The 18,514-nt window shown below is 65.5% G+C and carries 16 protein-coding genes; 4 read left to right on the forward strand and 12 right to left on the reverse strand.

The genetic code is table 11. The features are described from left to right. Positions 1–9: 9 nt before the first annotated feature. Positions 10–393 (forward strand): VOC family protein, encoded by a 384-nt coding sequence (locus XH83_RS21355; RefSeq protein WP_194402744.1) that lies wholly within the window; start codon positions 10–12, stop codon positions 391–393. A gap of 38 nt (positions 394–431) precedes the next feature. Here XH83_RS21355 and XH83_RS21360 read toward each other — a convergent pair whose 3' ends face one another. Beyond that, positions 432–932, reverse strand: a complete 501-nt coding sequence (locus XH83_RS21360; protein WP_194402745.1) for a hypothetical protein — start codon at positions 930–932, stop codon at positions 432–434. A 247-nt stretch (positions 933–1,179) separates the two neighbouring features. On the opposite strand from XH83_RS21360, the gene XH83_RS21365 reads away from it, so the two are divergent. After that, positions 1,180–1,533, forward strand: a complete 354-nt coding sequence (locus XH83_RS21365; RefSeq protein WP_174719379.1) for a GrlR family regulatory protein — start codon at positions 1,180–1,182, stop codon at positions 1,531–1,533. An 87-nt stretch (positions 1,534–1,620) separates the two neighbouring features. Here the strand turns inward: XH83_RS21365 and XH83_RS21370 are convergent, their stop codons facing one another. The 9 genes from XH83_RS21370 to XH83_RS21410 form a co-directional block, all read right to left on the reverse strand. Continuing rightward, the gene (locus XH83_RS21370; RefSeq protein WP_194402746.1) at positions 1,621–4,308 is read right to left on the reverse strand and encodes a PAS domain S-box protein; all 2,688 of its coding nucleotides are present in this window, start codon (positions 4,306–4,308) and stop codon (positions 1,621–1,623) included. Positions 4,309–4,429: 121 nt separating this feature from the next. Next, positions 4,430–5,344: a DMT family transporter gene (locus tag XH83_RS21375; protein WP_194402747.1), complete on the reverse strand. Its 915-nt coding sequence runs from the start codon at positions 5,342–5,344 to the stop codon at positions 4,430–4,432. A gap of 81 nt (positions 5,345–5,425) precedes the next feature. Beyond that, positions 5,426–6,220 (reverse strand): NUDIX domain-containing protein, encoded by a 795-nt coding sequence (locus XH83_RS21380; RefSeq protein WP_194402748.1) that lies wholly within the window; start codon positions 6,218–6,220, stop codon positions 5,426–5,428. Positions 6,221–6,224: 4 nt separating this feature from the next. Continuing rightward, positions 6,225–7,178 carry a dihydrodipicolinate synthase family protein gene (locus XH83_RS21385; RefSeq protein WP_194402749.1) on the reverse strand — a complete coding sequence of 318 codons (954 nt, stop codon included), beginning with the start codon at positions 7,176–7,178 and terminating at the stop codon, positions 6,225–6,227. Positions 7,179–7,307: 129 nt separating this feature from the next. Beyond that, on the reverse strand, positions 7,308–8,186 hold the full coding sequence (locus tag XH83_RS21390) for an SDR family oxidoreductase (RefSeq protein WP_194402750.1): 879 nt from the start codon (positions 8,184–8,186) through the stop codon (positions 7,308–7,310). Between the two features lie 123 nt (positions 8,187–8,309). Further along, complete coding sequence (locus tag XH83_RS21395) at positions 8,310–9,170, reverse strand: MaoC family dehydratase (RefSeq protein ID WP_194402751.1); 861 nt, start codon at positions 9,168–9,170, stop codon at positions 8,310–8,312. Between the two features lie 252 nt (positions 9,171–9,422). After that, positions 9,423–9,812 carry a Zn-ribbon domain-containing OB-fold protein gene (locus tag XH83_RS21400; protein WP_063195061.1) on the reverse strand — a complete coding sequence of 130 codons (390 nt, stop codon included), beginning with the start codon at positions 9,810–9,812 and terminating at the stop codon, positions 9,423–9,425. Beyond that, positions 9,812–10,969, reverse strand: coding sequence for a thiolase domain-containing protein (locus XH83_RS21405; RefSeq protein ID WP_194402752.1), 1,158 nt, complete (start codon positions 10,967–10,969; stop codon positions 9,812–9,814). The genes XH83_RS21400 and XH83_RS21405 overlap by 1 nt, the downstream gene beginning before the upstream one ends. A gap of 354 nt (positions 10,970–11,323) precedes the next feature. Then, positions 11,324–14,815, reverse strand: a complete 3,492-nt coding sequence (locus XH83_RS21410; protein WP_194402753.1) for an indolepyruvate ferredoxin oxidoreductase family protein — start codon at positions 14,813–14,815, stop codon at positions 11,324–11,326. A 293-nt stretch (positions 14,816–15,108) separates the two neighbouring features. Here XH83_RS21410 and XH83_RS21415 point away from each other — a divergent pair, with 293 nt between their 5' ends. Continuing rightward, positions 15,109–16,344: a cytochrome c gene (locus XH83_RS21415; protein ID WP_194402754.1), complete on the forward strand. Its 1,236-nt coding sequence runs from the start codon at positions 15,109–15,111 to the stop codon at positions 16,342–16,344. Positions 16,345–16,398: 54 nt separating this feature from the next. Here XH83_RS21415 and XH83_RS21420 read toward each other — a convergent pair whose 3' ends face one another. Continuing rightward, positions 16,399–17,043, reverse strand: a complete 645-nt coding sequence (locus tag XH83_RS21420) for a trimeric intracellular cation channel family protein (RefSeq protein ID WP_194402755.1) — start codon at positions 17,041–17,043, stop codon at positions 16,399–16,401. 178 nt (positions 17,044–17,221) lie between these two features. Here XH83_RS21420 and XH83_RS21425 point away from each other — a divergent pair, with 178 nt between their 5' ends. Then, the gene (locus XH83_RS21425; protein ID WP_194402756.1) at positions 17,222–17,614 is read left to right on the forward strand and encodes a hypothetical protein; all 393 of its coding nucleotides are present in this window, start codon (positions 17,222–17,224) and stop codon (positions 17,612–17,614) included. A gap of 61 nt (positions 17,615–17,675) precedes the next feature. Here the strand turns inward: XH83_RS21425 and XH83_RS21430 are convergent, their stop codons facing one another. Then, positions 17,676–18,485: an oxaloacetate decarboxylase gene (locus tag XH83_RS21430; protein ID WP_194402757.1), complete on the reverse strand. Its 810-nt coding sequence runs from the start codon at positions 18,483–18,485 to the stop codon at positions 17,676–17,678. Positions 18,486–18,514: the final 29 nt, after the last annotated feature.

An 18,514-nucleotide genomic window follows, 5' to 3' on the forward strand; every position in this document is an offset into this window, starting at 1 on the left:
AGCATCGAAATGCCAGTCGTCACTTGGGATCACGTCCATCTGCGCAGCCCCGATCCGGAGGCGACCGCAGCCTGGTTGCGGGACATCCTCGGTGGCGAGATCGTACGCGCGCCAGGACGCATCGACGTGAACCTTGGCGGTGCCAGGATCTTCATCGCGCCGCTCGAGGGCGACGGCGCGGTCAACCCGCCGCCTCCGCACCCGCATCAGGGCCTCGACCATTTCGGGTTGACGGTGAAGGACATCGATGCCGTCGCGGCCGAGATCAAGGCCAAGGGCGTCACCTTCACGCGCGAGCCGACCACGATCCGGCCCGGCGTACGCATCTGCTTCATCCGCGGCCCCGAAGGCATCTCCATCGAGCTGCTCGAGCGCGACCAGAAATATACCTGACGCCGCGCGCCGGACCCGACGAGTTGCCGGCGGCGTGGCTAGGTCATGCTGCCGGGCATGAAGCAGCGGATGGAGACGCCCATATAGCCGTAGATCGGCCAGACCATGGTGCGCCCCACCCGGTTCGGCTCGGAGATCACGGCCTCCGTGGGAACGTCGACCCAGACGAGCTCCTGCGGCTGCCCTTCGAGGCCGGAGGCATAGCGCGGGAGGCGGACACGATAGTGTCCGTCCTTGCTGTCCCAGTCGGTATCGGAGAGCGCCGAACCGTCGGCATCGGAGCAGCACGGCCCCTTTCCGCTGCGCAGGCCGTCGAACCAGGCTTTCAAATCCGCATTGGTATTGGCGAACTGGCCGCGATTGCGCGCATGGCCGATGGGGGCGGCGAGCGCAATCAAGGCCAAAACGCAAGCCAGCCTTGCTGTCGTGCTTCGCCAGCGTGTTGCGCTGCCGGAGCGCCCTCGTTCGCTTTTGCAATTGGTGGGACGCGCACTGTACAGACGCGGCTCATCGCCGCCGGAATCGATCCAGTTGCTCATCGTCTTGCTCCAGCACCCCGCGGCCAGTGCAACAAATGTTATGCATTTCGCGGGCCAAACCTGATTCGCAACGACCGGCCTCGCCCCATCATCAGGCCGTCATGAGGGCGTCACGCACAAGCCGGGACAAATACGGCTCGCGGCGGCGGCCGGCCGGGAAACTGCCGCGTTGCGCGAGGCGACACGCTTTGGCATAAAAGCCGGACCGGTTGCGCCATTGGGCGATGGCGGCCGACTGCGGGACGTTATGAAGAACGGCCTTTATTCGATTCACGTGACCCTGCTCGATGGTCGAGTCGGCAAGGGCAGCGGCGTGATTCTTTTTCGCGACGGCAAGATTCTTGGCGGCGATGCCTACCTCTATTACACCGGCAGCTACGTGGTGAAGGACGACACCACCTTCAAAGGCGAGGTCTTGGTGCAACGGCACACCTCGCCGCGGGGCGACGACAATCCGCTGTTCGGCGGCCCCGCTCCGGTCGGCATCGGTGTCAGCGGGACCTATACCGATACCCGTGCGGAGATGACGGGCACGGCACTGGTCGGCAAGGCCAGCCTGATTTTCGGCGCAACGCTGCACAAGCTCGCCGAGGCCGATTAGAGCATCATCCGGAAAACTGTGCTGCGGTTTTCTCTCGCGACAAACGCGGAACGCGTTTGCGCGGAGATCATGCTTGGACAACAGAAGCTATTCCGCAGCCTGCTCGAGCGGCGCCACGCGCGGCAGGATGATCTGGATGCGCGTGCCACTGCCCGGTTCGGAATCGAGATCGAGCCGCCCGCCGAGCCGGTTGGTGACGATGCTGTAGACGATGTGCAGGCCGAGGCCTGTGCCGCCCTGGTCGCGCCGCGTCGTGAAGAACGGATCGAAGGCGCGGCGGCGGACGTCGAGCGACATGCCGCAGCCGTTGTCGGAGAAGATGATCTCGACATTGTCCTTGCCGGACTCCCGCACCTGGATGTCGATGGTCCCCGGCCGGCCGTCCGGGAAGGCGTGCGCCACCGAGTTGAGAAACAGGTTGGTCAGCACCTGGCCGTACGGGCCGGGATAGCTGTTCATGGTCAGATCAGGCTGGCACTCGACATTGAGCGTGAGGTTGTGCTTGCGCAGGCCCGGCCGCAGGCTCATCACCACCTGCTCGGTGAGGTCGCCGAGATCGAACGTGCGCTGGTCCGAATAGTTGCGGTCGGCCGCGACCTGCTTGAACGACTGGATCAGTTCGGCCGCGCGGTTGAGGTTGGAGACGAGCTGCGAGGACGCATCGCGGCTGGTGCTGAGGAAATCGTTGAGCGTGGAGCGGCGGAGCTCGCCGCGCTCGACCTCAGCGGTGAAGATCGCGGTCTTGCGCTCCAGCGCGGATGCGACCGTGAGGCTGATGCCGACGGGATTGTTGACCTCGTGCGCGACGCCAGCAACGAGGCGCCCGAGCGCGGCGAGCTTCTCGGCCTCGATCAGCGAGGCCTGCGTCTGGCGCAGATTGCGCAGCGCCGTCTCGGCGGCTTCCTTGGCCTTGCGCATCTCCTGCTCGCCGCGCTTGCGCTCGCCGATGTCGAGCGCGACGGTGACGATCCGTTCGATCTCGCCCTCGGCGTCGAGCAGCGGCAGCTTGTTGACCAGCCATTGCCGCATGTTGCCGGAGGCGTCCTTGTACTCCTCCTCGTAGAAGCCGAGCCCCTTGCGGATGCTGAGCACGCGCTTGTCGTTCTCGTCGGTCTTGGCCGCGCCATAGCGCGACATCAGGTCCGCCGTGGTGCGGCCGAGCGCGTCGCCGGGCTCGATGCCGAAGATGCCCGCCATGTAGCGGTTCATCAGCACATAGCGAAGGTCGCGATCCTTGACGTTGATCACCGCCGGCACGGTGTCGATGACCTGCTGCAGCAGGCGCCGGCCTTCGGCAATGGCGTCTTCCGCCCGCTTCTGGTCGGTGATGTCGCGTAGCGTGCCCTCGTAGCGGACAATGTGGCCCGCTTCGTCCCGCACGCCGGTGGCGCTGTCGGAGAGCCACAGGATGTCGCCGCTGCGCTGGCGCACCTGATACTCGAACTCCCGCACCATGCCGTCGCGCGCCATCAGCCGCTGGTATTCGACGCGCGCCTCGGGATGGACGTAGATGGTATGGGCGATGTCGCTGATGCTGGCGATGAGTTGCTGCGGGCTGTCGTAGCCCATCATCCGCGCCAGCGCGGGATTGGCGTTGAGCAGATCGCCGGCCGGCGTCGTCACGTAGATGCCGTCGATCGAGCCCTCGAACAGTTTGCGGTAGCTCTCTTCGGCGAGGCGCTGCTCGGTCAGCGCGCGCACCGCCGCCTCGCGTGCCGTGTCGGCCTCCTCCAGCGCGCGGCGGAACACTTCGGCGGCACGCGCGATGTCGCCGATCTCGTTGTCGAGGTCGGCGGACGGAATGGAAGTGTCCTTGCGGCCGGCGGCGAGCGCGCGGATCGAGCGTGCGATCTGGGCGAGCGGACGGACCGTCCTGCGCACAACGAACAAGGCAGCCCCGATGCCGATCAGGACGCCTATGGTGCCGAGCACGATGCTCTGCCAGCGCGCCTCCGTCAGCGTCCGGGCGAAGTCGCGCGACAGCACGTGGCCGCGCCGGTCGCTGACCTCGCGCAGCAATTCGGTGACGCGGCCGATCAGCCGGCCCTCGGTTCCCAGCACCTCGCGGTCGATGTCGGCAATCTGCCGCTCGCGCACGGCCACGGCCATGATGGCCTCGGCATAATCGTTCACCGCCGAGCTCAGCCCGGCATCGGCGATGTTCAGTGCCCGCATGCTCTGGGCGGCCTGCTCCGCCGCGGACGGGTTGCGGGCAAGCAACCCGAGCGCGATGCGGCTCTGCGCCTCCGACAGGCGCGAGGCGAGCTCACGGTCGGCCGTGCCGGAGACGGCGACATCGAACCGGTCGCGCAGCGGCGGCAGGCCGGCGAGCAGCTGGGCGCGGCGGTCGATCAGGGTCGAGATCCGCTCGAGGCCGGTCCGGTAGGTCGCGAGGCGTTCGGTGACGCCGTCGATCATGTCCTGCTGCTCGGGCGCGAGCTCGATGCGGGTCTTCTTCAGGATCTCGCTGAGGGTCGAGGCCGCCTCACCCACCTGCTTGAACTGGATGCCGGCGCCGGGATCGGTGACGAAGTCGCGCGCGGCGAGGCGCAATTCGTTCATGCGGCGGTCGATGTCCTCGGCGAGGTCGCCGACGCTCTGGAGCCGCTGCAGCTCGGCGAAGGTCGTGTCGATGTGCCGGATCGCGATCACGCTCGCGGTCGAGGTGACGATGATCACCGCCAGCACGAGCAGGAAGCTGCCGAAGGTGAGCTGGCCGATGGAGAGCGAGAAGGTACGCTTTTTCTCAGGGATCGGCGTCAATTCGGCGGACATTGGTGATGAGAGGACCGGGCTACTGGGGGTCCAATATACGACGTATTGCCGCCCGGGGGGAACATGCCTCCGGACGCCGTTTATCCCAAATATCGCGGTCCCGGAGCCCTCTTCCCCCGGCCTATGACGGTTTGACGCTCGCCAGCCGCCGGGCCGGAATGGTCATGGCGGCGACGCCGAGGACCACGCAGGCCAGCCCCATCCAGGCGGTCCGACTCAGGCTCTCGCCGAGGAAGGCGACGCTGATGGCGACGCCGATGGGCACCCGGAGATAGGCCTGCGCGGTGGTGCCGACCGAGCCCAGGGTCTGGATCAGGCGGAAGTAGATCACGAAGGCCGCGGCGGTCGAGAACAATGCGAGCGCAAGCAACGCCAGCACGGAGCTCAGCGACGGCGACAGCGTCCAGGGCTGCTCGACCGCGAGCGAGGCCGGAAGCAGGACCGCGGCCCCGGCCAGCAGCGAGCCGGCGGCCGGCGCCATCGGATCGAGGCCCTTGAAGCTGCGGCCGAAGATCGCGGCGCAGGCGTAGCAGATGGTGGCGGCGACGATGGCGGCCTCCGCAATGAGGCCGCCGCCGATGTCGTGAAAGGCGTCGACGCCGACGATCAGCAGGATCCCGGCCATTCCGGCGACCACGCCGAACAGTTTCCGCGGGCTCGTCGCCTCGTGGCGGGTGACGACGGCCGTGAGCAGGAAGGTGAAGATCGGTCCGGCCGAGTTGAGGATGGTGGCGAGCGCGGCGTCGACATGGCGCTCGCCCCAGGCGATCAGCGTCCAGGGGATGACGCTGTTGAGCACGGCCTGGAAGCCGAAGCGCCGCCAGGTCGCGGCATCCGCGGGCATCTTGATGCCGCGCGCCCACATGACGAGGACGAGCAGCAGGCCCGCGATCGTGGTTCGCGCCGCGATCAGCGTGATCGGTGGGATGGTGGCAACGCCGAGCTTGATGAAGGTGTAGGAGCCGCCCCAGAGCGTTGCGAGCGCGAGTAGGAGCGCTAGCTCGACCGCGATGTTGGTGTCCTGCCGGTTGTCCATTCGGTGCGTCCCGTCCATTCCACGATGGACGGAACCTAGCGCGCCCGCAGGCGAAAATACTTCGTTGCTTGTCGAAGTGTATTAGCCGACCGCCCCGACCTCGAACACCTCACCGTCATAGCCGGCCTCGCGGGGGATGTGGAGCTGGCGGCCGGTTTCGGTCTTGGTCATGACCGGCATTACCGTAACGATCGACATGCCGCGGGCATGGTCGAGTGCAGCGCTCACGTTCGGCTGCTTGGCGAGCCGGATCAGATTGCGCGTGGTCGGGAACGGCAGCTTGAAGCGGCCGCTCTCGCCGCCCTCCACCGCCTCGCGCGCTGACAGCCAGATCGAGTCGGTGGACTCCCTACCGTCATGGGCTCCGAGCTGGTCGGGCGGCGCGGCGGCGAGGAAGAACCAGGTGTCGAAACGCTTTGGCATGCCCTCCGGCGTGATCCAGTGCGCGTAAGGCACCAGCGTGTCGAGCGCCAGTTGGAGGTTGTTGTCAGCCAATATACTGAGGAAGCTGACCTTGTGCTCGTTGAGCGCGACGCGATGCGCATCGGCGATCTCGCCGGCACGCCGGGCATCGACAGGCGCGCCCGTGTCTTTCGCGCGCGCCAGCAGAATGCCGCTCTCCTCGAACGTCTCGCGGATCGCGGCGATGCGAAAACCGCGGTCCGCTTCGCTGAGACCTTCACCGCCGGAATAAAGGTCGGCACGGGCGACGATCTCCTTGTCGCCGGCATCGACGCTGCCGCCGGGAAACACCAGCGCGCCCGAGTTGAACTCGATCTGATGATGGCGGACCATCATGAAGATTTCGATGTCCTTCTCGCCGTCGCGCAGCAGGAGGATCGTCGAGGCCGGGCGTGATGCTGATGCTTCGGCCATGCAACTAACCCGCGGCGCTGGATTGCGGGCCGAGATTGGCGCGCTTGTCGACCCGGGCAACACGCGACAAGAGGTACTCGACCTCCGCCTTCGCTGTCGCCGTGATCGTCGCGCCCGGCTTGCGCTGCGCGCTGGAGGCGATGATGCCGCGCTTCTGCAGCACGTATTTGCGGATGGTCAGGCCGACACCGGGCTGCTGCTCATAGCGGATCAGCGGCAGATGCGCGTCGAACAGATCATGCGCGGCATCGCGCTTGCCGGCCTTGGAGAGATTCACGACGTCGATCAGAAGCTCCGGGAAGGCGTAACCGGTCATGGCGCCGTCGGCGCCGCGCTCCATCTCGAAGTCCAGGAAGGTGCCGCCATTGCCGCAGAGGATCGAGAGCGGACGGAGCGAGCAGTCCTTCTGGAAGCCGCGCAGGGTCGTGATCTTCTCCAGGCCCGGCCAGTCCTCGTGCTTGAGCATCACGCAGTTCGGATTGTCCATGACGATCTTGCGGATCACGGCCGGCGTGAACACCACCGAGAGCGTCAGCGGATAGTCCTGCAGGACCCAGGGCACATCCGGGCCGATCGCCTCGGCCGCCTGCTTGAAATAGGTGACGATCTGGTCGTCGGTGCGCAAGGACGGAGGCGGCGCGATCATGACGCCGGCCGCGCCCGCGTCCATCGAGGCCTTCGCCAGCGAGCGCATGGTGGCAAAGCCCGGCGCGGAGACGCCGACGATCACCTGCATTTTCTTCGCGCGCTTGACGAAGCGCACCGCCACCTGCTCGGCCTCGGCGGCATCGAGCTTGGGGGCCTCGCCGAGGATGCCCAGCACCGTCACGCCGTCGCAGCCGACCTCTTCGTAAAAATCGGTCAGGCGGTCGATCGAGCGCTCGTCGATGCGGCCGTCGTCGTGGAATGGCGTCGGCGCGATTGCGAAAGTGCCCTTGGCGTCGGCGGTGAGTTTCATCAGTCCATTATCCCTTGTTCGTCATTCCGGGGCGGCTCGCAGAACGGAACTCTGGTGCGCAATTGCGCACCTGAGAATCTCGAGGTTCCGGGTTCGCTTCATCGAAGCGCCCCGGAACGACAACAACGGCTAAAACCGTCGCGCGCCCATCTTGATCTGCTCCTCGGAGAAGAAGATCTCCTTAGCATGATCGGCGATGTCCTGGGCCTTCCAGCCCGTGTGCGGCGGTTTCCAGCCTTCCATCTCCATCATCCGCATCTCGCGCACGCCGCGGGGCCCGGACACGCCCAGCACCTTGCCGGTCTGGTCGCCCGACAAGTCGCTGACCATGTATAGCACGGCCGGCGCGATGCCGTCCGGCCCCAGCGCCGCCCCCGGGTTCTCCTTATAGCGGGGCAGGTCTGCGGTCATGCGGGTCAGCGCGCCCGGAGCGAGCGTCCAGATCCGGATGTTGTATTTGCGGCCCTCGATCGCCAGCACGTTGGACAGGCCCCAGATGCCGCCCTTGGCCGCGCCGTAATTGGTCTGGCCGAAATTGCCGATCAGGCCTGAGGTCGAGGAGGTGTTGACGATCACGCCGCCGCCGTTTTCCCGCATCCAGCGAAACACCGGCATGGTGCAACAAAAGGTGCCCTTCAGGTGGACCTTGATGACCTTGTCCCAGTCGGATTCGGACGCCTTGTGAAAGGTCTGGTCGCGCAAAATGCCGGCATTGTTGACCAGGATGTCGGCACGGCCGAAATGCTTGATGGCGTCGTCGAAGACGGACTGGCCGCCCTCCATGGTGGAGATGTCGGCGCCGTTGGCGACCGCCTTGCCGCCCTCGGCCTTGATCGCATCCACGACTTGCTGCGCCATGGAGGTGTCGGCGCCGGAGCCGTCACGGGGCCCGCCGAGGTCGTTGACGACGACCGAGGCCCCTTCCCGCGCGAACAGCTTTGCGTAGGCCTCACCGAGCCCGCCGCCCGCGCCGGTGATCAGCGCAACCTTGCCGTCGAGTAGTCCCATGGTGGCGTCTCCCTGTTTGCTTCTTTCGGGTCCCGGCTCTTTCTTCGCCTGGTACTCTGGGCCCCCGGCTCTGCAGCGCACCGCTGAAGAAGCGCTGCGCTGCGTCCGGGGCACGAGAGAGTCCTAGCCCAGCACCGTCCTGCCGTTCTTGATCACCGTGACGCCCCTCGCCTTCACCTTGGCTTCGAACGAGATCGTGTTGCCGTCCTTCCAAAGGTCCATGGTCACGGTCTCGCCGGGATAGACCGGCGAGGAGAACCGAGCGACGTGCTGGCGGAAGGCGCTGGCGTCGTAGTCGGCATAGGTCTGGAGCACGCCGCGGCAGGTGATGCCGTAAGTGCACATGCCGTGCAGGATCGGGCGCGGGAAGCCGGCCTTCTTGGCGAACTCGGGATCCGAGTGCAGCGGGTTGCGGTCGCCGCAGAGGCGGTAGACCAGGGCCTGGTCGGGGCGGGTCGTGATGTCGATGGTCTTGTCAGGCTCGCGCGATGGGATCTTGTGCGGATCGGGCTGGGTCAGGTTCGGCCCGCCGAAGCCGCCATCGCCGCGGGCGAAGCGCGAGGCGACCAGCGTTGCCAACTTCTCGCCCTTCCCGTTCTTCAGCACGGTCTGGTGCACGATCACGACGCCCTTGTCCTTGCCCTTGTCGTAGACCTCGAGCACGGAGGAATCGGCGGTGATGTTGGCGGCCACCGGCAGCGGCTGGTGGAAGGTGATGTCGCGCTCGCCGTCGACCACCATGACGCGGTTGAGGTTCATCTCGCCCGGCCCCGAGCCCCACGCCGCGACGGAGGCAAAAGTCGGCACCACCTTCAGCGGTCGCGGCGTAAACGTGCCCTCGTTGACGAAGGCGAGCTCGTTCTCGTCCATGGGGTCAGCGCCGAGCCCGATGCCGTAGGCGTAGAGCATCACCTCGCGATCGCTATAGGCGTATTTCTGGCCGAGGTTCTTGAGGGATTTGAGCTCTTCGTATCGGGCGGACATTTTTCTGGTTTCCTCTCCGGATTCTTATGCGCCGCTGCCAGTCGAAGTGCCCTCTTCCCTTGTGGGAGAGGGCTGCGAGAGCCATGCGGCAAACTCGTTTGGGTGAGGGGTTGCCTCTGCAGGGAAAGTCTTTCCGCGGAGCGATACCCCTCATCCGGCGCCAAAGCCGAAGCTTCGCTTCGGCGTCCCTGTTAGAACGGCCGCTGGAGGCGGCCTACGCCACCTTCTCCCACAGGGGGAGAAGGGAAAAGGTCAGGCCACCGTGAAGAACGGCAGCGGGGCGCCGTCCGTCGGCTTGAACACCACCTTCACCTTCTGGCCGATCTTCAGCGTCGTCAGATCGCAGTCGACGAAATTGGTCTGCACCGACGGCCCCTCCTTCAGCGTGACGTAGCCGATGGCGTAAGGACCGGTCGGCGACTTCCGCATCAGGCTGTAGGTGTAGATCGTGCCTTCACCCGACGCCTCTTCCCACACCGTCTTGTCGGAGTAACAGAACGGACAGATCGAGCGCGGGAAGTAATGCGCCTCGCCGCACGCCGTGCAGCGCTTGATCATGAACTTGCCCTCTTTCGCCGCGTCCCAGAACGCAGCGGTCTCGGGGTTGGTCACCGGGGCCGGATACTTTTTCGTCTCGCTCATCACACGCGCTCCAGAATGGCCGTCGAGGCGGCGTGGCGAACACCCAAGAGGCCGCCGGTGCCGTGGGCGATGGCGAGATCGCAATTCGGAACCTGCACCTTGGGATGCGCCTCGCCGCGCAGCTGGCGCACAGCCTCGAGGATCTTGGTCATGCCGCCGCGGTTGACCGGATGGTTGCTGCAGAGGCCGCCGCCGTCGGTGTTGAACGGCAGCTTGCCGACGCCCGAGATCAGATTGCCGTCGGCGACGAACTTGCCGCCCTCGCCCTTCTTGCAGAACCCGAGGTCCTCGAGCTGCATCAGCACCGTGATGGTGAAGCTGTCATAGATCGAGGCGTATTTGATGTCCTTCGGCGTGATGCCGGCTTCCTCGAACGCGCGCGGGCCGGACCAGATTCCGGCCGAGTACGTGAGGTCGAGATCCTTTCCGCCGCGCGGGCCCTTCATCGCTTCGCCATGGCCGATCAGGCGCACGAGCGGCTTCTTCAAGCTCTTGGCGATCTCCGGCGTCGTCACGATCAGCGCGCCGCCGCCGTCGGAGACGACGCAGCAATCCATGCGATGCAAGGGATCGGAGATCATCGGCGAGTTGAGGACATCCTCGACGGTCACGACGTCCTTGAGCATCGCATGCGGATTGTATTGCGCGTGATGCGAGGCTGCGACCTTGATCCAGGCGAGCTGCTCCGAGGTGGTGCCATAGTCGTGCATGTGGCGCATGGCACACATGCCGTAGGCATTGTGCGTGGTCGCCCCATAAGCCGACTCGAAATCAGCTTCCGCGCCGGCCGCGCGCGGCGGCATCACACCGGTGCGCGGCTTGCCGGCCAGCGTGATCAGCGCGATCGAGCATTTGCCCGCGGCGATCGCCTCGGCGGCATGGCCGAGATGGATGATGTAGGAACAGCCGCCGGTCTCGGTGGAATCGACGTGCCGCAGCTTCTTGGTGTTGAGGCCGAGATAGTCGACCATGGGCCAGGCGCCGCCGGGCGCATCGCCCGCGCAGAAATAGCCGTCGACATCGTCCTTGCTGAGCCCGGCATCCTCGATCGCCCCCTTGGCGACCTCGGCGTGGAGCTGGGCGGTGGATTTGTCCGGCGCATGCCGGGTCGGGTGTTCGTAGATCCCGGCAATGTAGGCCTTGCCCTTGATGGTCAAAACAGAAGTCTCCGCTCGCGTTTTTTATTGCCCCGTTTTTCTGAACCGCGGTGGGCGGATTGGCAAGCGCGGAAATATTCCGCCCAGCGAGAGAGCAGCGGGTTGGCGCAACTGGGACGAACAGGACCGAGCTCACAGCGGCTGCGGCTTTCCCATTTCTCGAAAACAACCTCATGCACAGTAGAACGGGGATTGATTCCACTTGAGAATTCGCAAGGCAGAAAAGCGACTTTGCGAGCTCATCATGGTGACGCGGTGTAGAGCGGATTAGCCAAAGGCGTAACCCGCCACGTCGATCTCGACCCTTATGGTCGTGGCGGATTACGCTTCGCCAATCCGCCCGACGAGACCGCCCTACTCCGCCGCTATCTGCCTTGGCGCGGGCGGCGGGCTCGCCAAATCCGCCGCGAGCTGCGCGTAACGCACCTTGGCATCCGCCACGGCCTTCTCCTTCACCGGGCCGTAGCCGCGGATGCGGTCGGGCAGCGACAACAGCTCGACGGCGGTGTCGATCGTAACAGGCGACAACAGGCCGAGCACGGTGGCGACGTCCTTCTCGTAGCCGGCGATCAGGTCGCGCTCGAGCTTGCGATCGGCGCTGCGGCCGAAGATGTCGAGTGCCGTGCCGCGCAGGAACTTGAACTTTGCCAGCACGCGGAAGACGTTCAGCATCCACGGGCCGAAGGCGCGCTTCTTCGGGCGGCCGAGCGCGTCGAGGCCGCCGCCGAGGATTGGCGGGGCAAGATTGAAGTTGAACTTGAAGTCGCCCTCGAATTGGTCGCGGAGCTGCTGCTCGAAGGCGCCGTCGGTGTAGAGGCGCGCGACCTCGTACTCGTCCTTGTAGGCCAGCAGCTTGGCATAGTTCACGGCGACCGCGCGCGGCAGCGCATCGCCGTAGCCACCCTTCACCGCGGCATCGCGAACCTGCTCGACCAGCTTGCGATAGCGTTTGGACAGACGGTTGTTCTGATAGGCGGTCAGGTGCCTGGCGCGATGCTCGATGACTTCATCGAGCGTCATCGCGTCCAGCGTTTTGGGCGCAACGACCTCGTCGGTGCCTTTCAGCATGTCAGCAAGACGTTGGGGATCGGCGACCGCGAGGCGGCCGAGGCGGAAGGCTTCCTTGTTCATCTTGATCGAGACGCCGTTGACCTCGATCGCCTGCTCGATCGCTTCAGCCGACAGCGGGAACAGTCCCTTCTGATAGGCATAGCCCATCATCATCATGTTGGTGGCGATGGCATCGCCGAGCAGCTGCTCGGCGGGCTTGGTGAAGTCGAAGAAGACGGAGTCCTTGTGCAGAGCCGTCTCCAAGAGCCCGGTCAGCTTGCGGGTCTGGAAGTTGAAGTCGCGGTTGAGCACGAAATCGGCGGTCGGAATGACGTGGCTGTTGATGACGCCGCGGGTGCGGCTGGAGTCGCAGAGCGAGATCGTGTCCTTGGCGACGGCAACGACTTCGTCGGCGGCGAGCACGAGATCGGCCGTGCCGGTGACGATGCGCGAGCACGTCACCTCCGCCGGATGATCGGACAGGCGGACATGGCTGAGCACCGCGCCACCTTTCTGCGCAAGACCCGACATGTCGAGGATCATCGAGGCCTTGCCCTCGATATGCGCGGCCATGCCGAGCAGCGCGCCGATGGTGAGCACGCCGGTGCCGCCGACGCCGCCGACCGCGATGTTATAGGGCTTGTCAAGCGTCGGCCGCGACGCCGGCTCGGGCAATTCGCCGATATCGGCGAGCTCCGCCGGCGCGCGATGGCGCGGCTTGCCGCCGTCCACGGTGACGAAGGACGGGCAGAATCCCTTGAGGCAGGAATAATCCTTGTTGCAGGAGGACTGGTTGATGGCGCGCTTGCGGCCGAACTCGGTCTCCAGCGGCTCGACGGAGATGCAGTTCGACTGCACCGAGCAGTCGCCACAGCCTTCGCAGACGGCCGGGTTGATCATGACGCGGCGCGCCGGATCCTCCATCAGGCCGCGCTTGCGGCGGCGGCGCTTTTCGGCCGCGCAGGTCTGCACGAACACGATGGCCGATGTGCCCTTGAACTCGCGGCACATCTTCATGACGTTCTGCAGCTCGTCGCGGTGATACAGCTTCACGCCCGGGGCGATGGTGTCGGCCGGATAGGAGTCGGGCGCCTCCGAGACCAGATAGATCTCGCGAATGCCTTCGGCATGGAGCTGGAAGGTGATCTGCTGCGGCGAGAGATCGCCGTCATGACGCTGGCCGCCGGTCATGGCCACCGCGTCGTTGTAAAGGATCTTGTAGGTGATATTGGTCTTGGAGGCGACTGCCTGCCGGATCGCCAGCAGCCCGGAATGGAAATAGGTGCCGTCGCCGAGGTTCGCAAAAATGTGGTTCTCGTTGGTGAAGGGTGCGATGCCGACCCACGGCACGCCCTCGCCGCCCATATGCGTGAAGGTCTCGGTCGAGCGGTCCATCCACAGCGCCATGAAGTGGCAGCCGATGCCGGCGAGCGCGCGGCTGCCTTCAGGGACTTTCGTCGAGGTGTTGTGGGGACAGCCGGAGCAGAAGTAAGGCGTGCGGGAAACGGGCGCGACCGCCTGCATCTGGGTCGCCTGGCGGCCGTTGAACCAGTCGGCCTTGGCGCGGAGCATCTCCGCGATCTCGGGGTTGAGATCGAGCTTGAGAAGTCGCTCGGTAAGCGAGGTCGCGAGCGAGGCGACGCTGAGCTCGGCAGCGAAGGTCAGGAAGCGCTTGTCGTGCTCGTCCATCTTGCCAACGATGCGCGGACGGACGTCGTCGCGCCAGTTGAACAGCACCTGCTTGACCTGGTTCTCGACGATCTCGCGGCGCTCCTCGACGATGAAAATCTCCTCCAGGCCGACCGCGAATTCATGCACACCTTCCGGCTCCAGCGGCCAGGGCATGCCGATCTTGTAGAGGCGAAGGCCGATCTTGGCCGCGACCTGCTCGGTGATGCCGAGTTCGCGCAACGCCTGGCGCACGTCCTCATAGCTCTTGCCCGAGGCCATGATGCCGAAGCGAGCATTCGGCGAATCCATGGTGACGCGGTTGACCTTGTTGGCGCGTGCAAAGGCGATCGCGGCGAAGCCCTTGTAGTCCTGCAGGCGGCGGTCCTGCTCGAAGCGGTCGTCGGGCCAGCGCAGGTTGAGGCCACCGGGCGGCAGCTCGAAATCGGCGGGGATGATGAACGGCTTCATCTCGTCGGTGAGGTCGATCTCGGCGGTGGTCTCCACCGTCTCCGTGATCACCTTCATGCCGACCCAGCAGCCGGAATAGCGCGACATCGCGATGCCGAGCAGGCCCATCTCGATCATCTCATGGATGCTCGAGGGATAAAGATACGGCATCAGCGCGGACATGAAGGCGTGGTCGGACTGATGCGGGACGGTCGAGGATTTGGCGCCGTGGTCGTCACCGGCAAGGCACAGCACGCCGCCGTTCTTGGCCGAGCCTGCCGCATTGCCGTGGCGGAACACGTCGCCGCAGCGGTCGACGCCCGGGCCCTTGCCGTACCAGATGCCGACCACGCCGTCATATTTGGCGCCGGGCGAGAGGTTGAGCTGCTGCGAGCCCCAGACGGCTGTCGCCGCGAGGTCCTCGTTCACGCCGGGCTGGAACTTGATGTTGTACTGCTCGAGATGCTTTCGCGCGGCGAACAGCTGCTGGTCGTAGCCGCCGAGCGGCGATCCGCGATAGCCGGAGATGAAACCCGCGGTGTTGAGGCCGCTGGCGCGGTCGCGCCGGATCTGGGCCATGGGCAGGCGGACCAGGGCCTGGATGCCCGTGGTGAAGACGTGTCCGGTTTCCTGGGTGTATTTTTGATCGAGACTGATCGGACCCTGGTTGATGCCCATGCTGTCCTCTTTTGCCGCCCTGTTCAGGTCTTTGTCACTTCGCGTCGCTTAAGCCGTTGCCGTCCCGTTGTTTTTAGCTAGGGCGCGCCGACCAGTTTCGCCACTCTATGTCGGATAATTCACGATCCGCATCACAAATCTGGAGCAAAGGGAGGCCCGGGTAAAAATCGCAATTTCGTGGCCTGAAACACGCATGCCATTTTCAATTTGTGTCACCATACCCCCGCCATCGCGAAATGAATTGATGGCGCGCTTGCGTCGGTGCGGTCGATTGGTCGCAGGAGAAGCTTGGGATGCGGACGATTCTGACGGGCTTGGCTGTTGCGGGCGTGGCGTTGTGCAGTGCGGTTGCAGGCATGGCCCTCGCCGCCGAGCCGTCGCCGGAGCTGATCGCCTACGGCAAGACGCTGGTCGAGGCCGGCGACTGCGCGGGCTGCCACACCGCCGATCCCGCAAGACCGTTCGCGGGCGGCAAGCGCATCGACACCCCCTTCGGCGCGATCTATGCGCCGAACCTGACCCCGGAGCGCGACACCGGGATCGGCGCCTGGACGGACGCCGACTTCGTGCGCGCCGTGCGCACCGGCATCGCGCCTGACGGCTCGAACTATTACCCGGCCTTTCCCTATCCCTTCTTCACGAAGATGACGAAGGACGACACGCTGGCGATCCGCGCCTATCTCGGCACGCTCGCGCCTGACGTGAGCCGCAACAAGCCGCCGGAGCTGCGCTGGCCGTTCGGCTATCGCGGCCTGATGCGGATCTGGAACGCGATGTATTTCAAGCCCGGCCTGTTCGAGCCGGACCAGAGCAAGAGCGCGGCCTGGAACAGGGGCGGCTACCTCGTCACCGGTCTCGGCCATTGCGGCGCCTGCCACACCCCGAAGAATTATTTCGGCGCGGACAAGAGCGCGCAAGCCTTGTCGGGCAGCGAGGTCGGCGGATGGTACGCGCCGCGGCTCGATGGCGCGGCACGCACGGGATTGCAGTCGTGGAGTGCGCAAGACATCGCCGAATATCTGCAGAGCGGGCGCAATGCCAAAAGCCATGCCGGCGGACCGATGGCGGAAGTCATCGTCAACTCGACGTCCAAGATGAGCGAGGCCGATGTGCGCGCCATCGCGGTTTACTTGAAGGGCCTGCCGCCAGCGCGACGCGAGACCATCGTCACGCCGCCGGATGAGGCCGAGATGAAGGCGGGCCAGGCGGTCTATGCAAAACTCTGCATCGCCTGCCACGAAGCCGACGGCTCAGGCGCCCCGCGCATCTATCCGCCGCTGCCGGGCAATGCGCTGCTGCAATCCAACAATCCCTCCTCCACCTTGCGCATCATCCTCGACGGCGCCCACACCCTGACCACGCCGCGCGCGCCCAACACCGGTGAGATGCCGGGCTATGCCAAGCAGCTGTCCGATGCGGAGATCGCGGCCGTGACGAACTACATCCGCAATTCCTGGGGCAATGCGGGTCTGCTGGTCACGCCGGCGCAGGTCGCGAAGGCGAGGATGCGAGAGGCGAATGGCGAGTAGTGATTGGCGAATGGCCACCTCTATTCGCAATTCGCCGTTCACGCGCGACAGCGCTCACCTCTCCTCATCTCCCGTGAACACGAATTTCGGCATCTCCCATTTGTAGCGCACTGCCAGCAGACGGAAGCCGATGCCGAGCGCGAAGGTCAGGAGGGTCGAGAGCTCGGGGTTGAGCTTGAGGCCGAACGCGGTCGCATAGAACAGGCCGGTCACCACCGAGACGCTGGCGTAGAGCTCGGATCGGAACAAGAGCGGCACGTCGTTGCAGAGCACGTCGCGGAGCACGCCGCCGGCGCAGCCGGTCACCATGCCCGAGACGATGACGATCGGCAGCGAGGCATCCATCTGCCAGGCGACGTCACAGCCTGCCATGGTGAAGACGACGAGGCCGATGGCGTCGAGCACGATGAAGGCGACCTTCAGCCGGTGCACGAGACGCGCGAACAGGATTGTGAGGAAGGCCGCGCCGCCGGCGAGCGCGAGATAGGTCGGGTTTTGCACCCAGACCAGCGGATAATGCCCGAGGAAGAGATCGCGCAGCGTTCCGCCGCCGAGCGCGGTGATGCAACCGAGGAAGCAGACCCCGAGCCAGTCCATGCTGCGCCGCCCCGCGGCAAGCGCGGCCGTCATGCCTTGGGCGGCGATCGCGACCAGGGACAGGAAATGCAGCACGCTATCTGTCGGCGGCAGACTCCACATCGGTGTTTCCCCCGGGCTTGTTCCCTCGTCGCGACCATGGAACTCGCGCTCGGTTCCCGGAAGTGACAGGTTCCCGATTCCCGGTGGCGGAGCAACATGCGACGAAAGCATAAGGCGGGGCGGAACGGAACTCGCATCCACGGGTTGTCGAGGCGTCTTAACCGAGGAGATCCAATCGATGGCTGACGACCGTTTTCCCAACGATCCGTACCGCCCGAACCTCGCCGACGATGAGTATCTTCGCGCGGCGCGCCGGGATGCCGACCTACAGGCCGATCCCGAGCTTGGCGAAGGCCCCGCCTCCAGCGGCAAGGTTGCGTTGTTCGCCGTTGCGATCGCACTGGTGCTGGGTGCCGTGTTCTACGGCCTGAACAATACCAGCACCGGAAATCAGGCGAGCACCACGCCCGCAACGCAAACCGCCCAGCAGGCGCCCGCGACCAATCCCGCGGCACCTCCCGGCATGCGCGACGTGACGCCGCGCACCAACACCTCGCCGGGCGTGACCACGGGTGCGGCACCAAGCAAGCCGGCCCCGGATACGCAGACGCCGTCTGACGGCGCGAAGTAAGAGATCACGACGAGTGCGAAGGCGGCGGGACGCAAAGCCCCGCCGCCTTTTCGTTGTGCCGCTAGCTGAACATCTTGTTGAGCTCGCCGCCGGGATAGCCGCTGCCGAGCTCGGTGAACGTGCCCTTCTCCGCCATCTCTTTGGCCGCGCGCATGAAGCCGCCCCAGGCGGCGCGGGCGAGCGAGCCGCCGACGCTGATCCGGCGCACGCCGAGATCCTCGGCCTCCTTCAGTGACAGGCCGGACGCGCCGATCAACAGGTTGAACGGCTTTGGCGCGACAGCCTTCACCACGGCGCTGATGTCCTCGCGGGTCTTCAGGCCTGGTGCATAAAGGCAGTCGGCCCCTGCGTCGGCATAAGCGGTGAGCCGGTCGATCACCAGCTTGAGATCGGTCACGCCCCACAAATAGGCTTCGCAGCGGCCGACCAGCAACGTGCCGCTGTCGCCGATCGCCTTGCGCGAGGCCTTGATGCGGTCGACCGCGAGTGCGCGCTCGTAGATCGGCTTGTCCTTGTCGCCGGTGGAATCCTCGATCGAGAGGCCGGCAACGCCGGTGCGCACGCAGCGCTCGACATTGTCAGCGACCCTGTCCGGCTCGACCGCGAAGCCCCCCTCGAAATCGGCGTTCACGGGAATATCGACCGCCGAGCTCAATGCTGCCAGATGCTGACAGATGTCCTCGACGCTGACATGGTTGTCGGCCTTGCCGATGGTCCAGGCAAAGCCCGCGCTCGACGAGGCGATCGCCTTGAAACCGAGATGCTGCAACGCCTTGGCGCTGCCGACGTCGACCGGATTGGGCAGGATGAAGCAGCCGCTCTCGTGCATCTTCTTGAAGGTCGCGCGCTTGTCCGCCGTCGTGACGTGCATTTTTGTTCTCCATTGTTGGCCGCGCAGAG

It is taken from the genome of Bradyrhizobium sp. CCBAU 53351, from assembly GCF_015291745.1.
Classification (GTDB): domain Bacteria; phylum Pseudomonadota; class Alphaproteobacteria; order Rhizobiales; family Xanthobacteraceae; genus Bradyrhizobium.